The 5859-nt window shown below is 49.0% G+C and carries 6 protein-coding genes; 2 read left to right on the forward strand and 4 right to left on the reverse strand.

Annotated elements, in window-relative coordinates; all coding sequences use genetic code 11:
* The 4 genes from K2G43_RS05075 to K2G43_RS05090 form a co-directional block, all read right to left on the reverse strand.
* On the reverse strand, positions 1-469 hold a 469-nt coding region (locus K2G43_RS05075; protein WP_300153302.1), incomplete at its 3' end, for a 6-phosphogluconolactonase.
* Positions 466-1962 carry a glucose-6-phosphate dehydrogenase gene (zwf, locus tag K2G43_RS05080; protein WP_300153303.1) on the reverse strand — a complete coding sequence of 499 codons (1497 nt, stop codon included), beginning with the start codon at positions 1960-1962 and terminating at the stop codon, positions 466-468. The genes K2G43_RS05075 and zwf, both read right to left, overlap by 4 nt.
* An 87-nt stretch (positions 1963-2049) precedes the next feature.
* Positions 2050-3525 (reverse strand): decarboxylating NADP(+)-dependent phosphogluconate dehydrogenase, encoded by a 1476-nt coding sequence (gnd, locus tag K2G43_RS05085; RefSeq protein ID WP_297642284.1) that lies wholly within the window; start codon positions 3523-3525, stop codon positions 2050-2052.
* A 47-nt stretch (positions 3526-3572) separates the two neighbouring features.
* Positions 3573-3779: a hypothetical protein gene (locus tag K2G43_RS05090; protein ID WP_300153306.1), complete on the reverse strand. Its 207-nt coding sequence runs from the start codon at positions 3777-3779 to the stop codon at positions 3573-3575.
* Positions 3780-3934: 155 nt separating this feature from the next.
* Here K2G43_RS05090 and K2G43_RS05095 point away from each other — a divergent pair, with 155 nt between their 5' ends.
* Positions 3935-5101, forward strand: a complete 1167-nt coding sequence (locus tag K2G43_RS05095) for a dicarboxylate/amino acid:cation symporter (protein WP_300153307.1) — start codon at positions 3935-3937, stop codon at positions 5099-5101.
* A gap of 376 nt (positions 5102-5477) precedes the next feature.
* The coding region (locus K2G43_RS05100; RefSeq protein ID WP_300153309.1) for an AMP-binding protein at positions 5478-5859 on the forward strand (382 nt) is incomplete at its 3' end.

The following is a 5859-nucleotide window of genomic DNA, read 5'->3' on the forward strand; positions in this document are numbered from 1 at the left end:
TGAGCAAATACTCCTGCCCCGGAAAGATGGAAGATGTATGCCCATCACTGCCGGCACCCAACAGCACAACATCGAAAACCGGAAACTCCTCCTCTACCGGTACTGTGCTACAGACCAATGACGAATAACGTTTCGCCTCCTCTTTAGGCCGGTTGGCACCGTTGATAGGATAAACGTACTCAACGGGCATTTCCACCTTGGTCAGCAACAGACGGCACATCGTGCCATAGTTGCTTTCGTAACTCTCCGCAGGCACACACCGCTCATCCACCCAATAAATTCGCATTCGTTCCCACGGGGTGACCTCTTTATACTCATGTGCCCAAATTTCAAACATCAGCGAAGGGGTACTTCCTCCGCTGAACGCAAAATAAAATGTCTTGTCCTGCTCGTTGTCCATCATGGCAAGTAAATGCTCAATCAAGGCACGGGCCGTTTCCATAGATGTCTGGTAAATGTAACTTTTCATAATTCACAATATTCATCGGTATTAGTTAAATTCTTACACGGGTTGGTCCATTCGGCATCATGTTCATACATCATCTTTTCACTTTCCAAAGGCCCCCATGTTCCTGCCGGATAACCGTACAATGGGGTATGAGGATGTTTTTCCCAATAACGCAACACGGGGTCGAAGAAACGCCAGGAGGCTTCCACCGCATCGCTACGGGTAAAAAGCGTGGGGTCTCCATGCATGCAATCTTCTATCAAGCGGGCATAAGCATCGCCGGTGGGCAATTCGCCCAACTTGTCATAGCTGAAGTCCATTGTCACCTGCTTCAATTCAAAGCCGGAACCGGGCAGCTTCATTCCGAACTTCAGCACAATGCCCTCATTCGGCTGAAGACGAAGTATCAAGGTATTGGCACGAGGGCAATGCCCGCCCTCGCAGCGAAACATCTGATAAGGTGTTTTCCGAAAATGTACTACGATTTCCGTCACCTTCGTCGGCATCTGTTTACCGGTACGGATGTAGAAAGGCACCCCACTCCACCGCCAATTATTGATGCCGATTTTCATGGCAATGTACGTTTCCGTACGCGAATCGGACGAAACCTGCCGTTCTTCCCGATAACCTGCTTTTGTATTCGAAGCCGTATATTGTCCACGAACGATATGTTCTTCGAAGTCCGTTTCCGTCAAGGGGGTCAACGATTCATAGACCTTCACCACTTCGTTACGAAACTTGTCGGCATTGAAAGTAACGGGCGGTTCCATGGCGGTGAGAGCCACCAGCTGAATCAGGTGGTTCTGCACCATATCGCGCAGCGCGCCGGCACCTTCGTAATATCCGCCACGACCTTCTATTCCCAAATTCTCAACTGCCGTAATCTCCACATAGTCGATATAGTTGCGGTTCCACAACGGTTCAAAAATTCCATTGGCAAAGCGGAACGCAAGAATGTTCTGCGCCGTCTCCTTGCCTAGGAAATGGTCAATGCGATAAATCTGATGTTCAGAGAAGACGGAAGCATAAACGGCATTCAACTTACGTGCCGACTGCAAATCGTAACCGAAAGGTTTCTCCACAACGATGCGCGTCCGGGACCGATTCAGACGAACCGCCTTCAAATGCAACGGAATCACGCCATACAAGGAGGGAGGTGTGGCTAGATAGAACAGCAGATTGTCCGGTTCCCTTTCACCGGTCAACTCCTGCAAACGTGCATTCAGCAAACTATACTCCTCTGCTGTCGCAGGATTCATCGTAAGGTAATGCAGGCGACTGCAAAACCCTTTCAACTGTTCGTCTGTTTGCTCTTTTGAGGTGACAAACTTTTTCAGCTCACTCATGATATACGTCCGATAGCTCTCATCCGTATAGTCGGTGCGTCCGCCCCCCAGCATGGAGAATCCATCAGGCAGACGCTCTTCCCTATATAGCGTATATAGCGCCGGCATCAACTTGCGTTTTGTCAAGTCACCCGAAGCGCCGAATATGATCATTACCAATCCGCTCATATTTTTTACTTCTATCAGTATATAAAGAGACAGGTGAACAAGAGTACAAGGTCCTTGCAGCCTTGTCAACCCGTCAACTCAAATTATTCATACATTGTAACTATCTGATTTTGTATTTCCTCCGTGCCCCGTCCAGTTCTCGTGAAAGAAACTTCCATTCGGTTCGTCTGTCCGCTCGAAGGTGTGGGCACCGAAATAATCGCGCTGCGCCTGAATCAGATTGGCTGGCAGCCGGGCAGAGACCAATGAATAGAAGTAATTCAAGGCGGCAGAAAAAGCGGGAACAGGCAACTCCTCCTTCATCGCTTGCGCCACCAGGCGTTTCCAGCCGGGAAGCGACTGCTGCATCTCTTTCTGAAAATATGGAGCCAGCAACAGATGCTTGGGCTTTTGCACCGTTTCAAACACACCGGCAATTTCGTTCAGAAAAGCACAACGGATGATACAACCTCCCCTCCACATACGGGCAATGGATGCCAAATGGAGGTTCCAACCAAAAGCATCGGAAGCTCGTTGCAAAACTGCAAAACCTTGCGCATACGAAACCAACTTGGAAGCATAGAGTGCGGCGTAAATATCCTCCACCATATCCAACCGATTGTAGATAACCTGTGAACGACGGCAGGCGTACTGTTTGCACGCTGTTTCGCGCAACCTCTTTTGTGCAGAGAGATTGCGCTCAAAAACCGCCGATGCTATCAGCCCCAATGGCATATTCAGCTCCATCGCATTGGTGACGGACCATTTTCCTGTACCCTTCTGTCCGGCAACATCCAGAATCTTGTCAATCAGATAACCGCCGGACTTGTCTTTATGACGCAAGATGTGGGCGGTTATTTCAATGAGGTAACTGCGCAGTTTTCCTTCGTTCCAACTCGCAAAAGAGTTCGCCATCTGCTCGTTATCCAGTCCCAACAAATGCTTCATCACCCAATACGCCTCCGCTATCAGCTGCATGTCGCCATATTCTATGCCGTTATGTATCATTTTGACAAAATGCCCCGATCCGGCAGGACCTATCCACTCACAACACGGCATACCGTCCGAAGTCCGCGCCGCGATGCTTTGCAGAATCGGTTTCACTTCCTGCCATGCGCTTTCCGAGCCTCCCGGCATAATGGAAGCACCGGTCAAAGCCCCCTCTTCTCCACCGGAAACACCGGCACCCACAAAGCGGAAGCCTCTTTTCTCAGCCTGTTCCACACGACGATTGGTATCTTCGTAGTTTGAGTTACCCCCGTCAATCAGAATGTCACCTTCGGAAAGATGAGGGAAAAGCTGTTCCATCAGTTCGTCCACGGCACTGCCCGCCCGAACCATCATCATTATCTTCCGGGGAGTGGCAATGGAGTCCACAAAACCGGCTATGTCCGTATGTCCTTCGATGTTTTTTCCTTTGGCACGCCCCGCTACGAAGCGTTCCACAACACCCTCCTCCACTCCGGGAACGGTACGATTGTACACTGATACGTTCCATCCCTTGTCCGCCATATTAAGCGCCAGATTCTCACCCATCACGGCAAGGCCGATAAGTCCTATGTCTGTTTTATGTAAACCCGTCATACGCTTGTAAATATTTATCATTATCAAATCATCGGCGAGGCCACCCATCATTCTGTTTCTTGCTTGAGGCAGTATCCCTCAAATCCATGCCTGACCGCCTCCTTATCCGCACCCTGTCCGCTCCATACTTTCTTCGTAGTTTCTTCGGACGTTCTTCGGACATTCTTCGGTCCTAGGGAGTGGAGTTTGTCCGAAGAACGTCCGAAGCCGAATAGGCTCTGGCAGGGGGCAGGTATGACCTGGATAGAATACACCCTTTTTTTTGAGACAAAAAACAAAAAGATCGGGTTTCGCCAACGCGTCTTTGTAGAGAGAACAAAATATCTGCAGAAATTGTTCAAAGAATTTAAAGAAAAATCGTATTTTTGTTGACGATAGCTTATTTCAATCAATTAGAGACCCAAAACTTATGAAAAAGTTCCGCATCGGATTACTTCCACGCATCGTCATCGCCATCATCTTAGGTATTCTTTTCGGCAATTTCCTGCCGACACCCATCGTCAGACTGTTTGTCACGTTCAACTCCATTTTCAGTGAGTTTCTGAACTTCTCCATTCCGCTCATTATCGTGGGACTGGTCACCATCGCCATTGCCGACATCGGTAAGGAAGCCGGACGGATGCTGATGGTCACGGCACTCATCGCCTACGGAGCGACGCTGTTTTCCGGCTTCCTCTCCTATTTTACGGGAGCCACTCTATTTCCTTCGCTCATAGAACCCGGCGCACCTTTGGAAACGGTGAGCGAAGCGCAAGGCATATCCCCCTATTTCTCGGTAGCCATTCCTCCGCTAATGAATGTCATGACCGCCCTGGTATTGGCTTTCACATTGGGATTGGGACTGGCACACCTGAAGAGCAACGCGTTGAAGGACGTGGCACGCGACTTTCAAGAGATTGTAGTCCTCACCATCAGCGGAGTGATACTGCCCTTATTGCCCATCTATATCTTCAGCATTTTCCTCAACATCACGCACTCGGGGCAAGTGTTCAGCATTCTGATGGTGTTCATCAAGATTATCGGCATCATCTTCCTGCTGCACATCTTTCTGCTGCTATTTCAATACTGCATCGCGGCATTGTTTGTCCGCCGGAACCCCTTCAAACTATTGGCACGGATGATGCCCGCCTACTTCACCGCTTTAGGCACCCAATCGAGTGCCGCCACCATCCCGGTGACACTAGAGCAAACCCGCAAGAACGGCGTATCCGCCGGCATAGCAGGTTTTGTCATTCCGCTTTGCGCCACCATCCACCTGTCGGGCAGCACGCTGAAGATTGTGGCGTGCGCATTGGCACTGATGATTATGCAAGGAATGCCTTACGACTTCCCCCTGTTCGCCGGATTCATCTTTATGTTGGGCATTACAATGGTGGCGGCTCCGGGAGTTCCGGGAGGTGCCATTATGGCGGCATTGGGCATCCTGCAATCCATGCTGGGCTTCGACGAATCGGCGCAAGCACTGATGATTGCCTTATACATCGCCATGGACAGCTTCGGAACAGCCTGCAACGTGACGGGCGACGGTGCCATCGCACTGATTATCGATAAAGTGATGGAAAGAAAAAAGAGTTGAACTCAACAAAAAACGACACATATACTCCCGGTTTGACAGACACTTGCGTCTGTCGTCTTAAACACTTGTGTCTGTCATCTTGAACACAAGTGTTTGTCGCGCTGAACACAAGTGTTTGTCAATCCTTCTTTTGATTACTGATAATCAACGCATTAAAATACACTCCGAAAACAATCCTGCGAATCAGCTTCCGCCAACGGATTATCCATAATATGACGGCGACACATACGAAACGGAAAAGGCTCGGATAGGAAGAAGAACAAGCCTTAAGTGAAAAAGCCGTGACCATAAATCCAGATTTTCCCTATAAAAAGTTTGCGTTCTATATAGAAACCCTTATATTTGCACAAATTTAAACTAAATGTGCAATTTATTTATGGAACAAAGTTTTATTGCCTATATAGAGAAAAGCGTTAAGAACAATTGGGATATGAATGCCCTGACCGACTATAAAGGGGCAACGTTGCAATACAAGGATGTGGCTCGCAAGATAGAGAAACTGCATATCATCTTCGAAGCAAGCGGAATCCAAAAGGGCGACAAAATTGCCGTATGCGGCCGCAACAGTTCCCATTGGGGAGTAACCTTCCTCGCTACCCTGACCTACGGAGCAGTCATTGTTCCCATTCTCCATGAGTTCAAGGCAGACAATGTGCACAACATCGTGAATCACTCCGAAGCGAAACTTCTGTTTGTGGGCGACCAAATCTGGGAAAATCTCAACGAGAACGCCATGCCGCTATTGGAAGGTATCATCA

This window comes from Bacteroides sp. (genome assembly GCF_029057325.1).
In the GTDB taxonomy this organism is placed as follows: Bacteria; Bacteroidota; Bacteroidia; order Bacteroidales; family Bacteroidaceae; genus Bacteroides.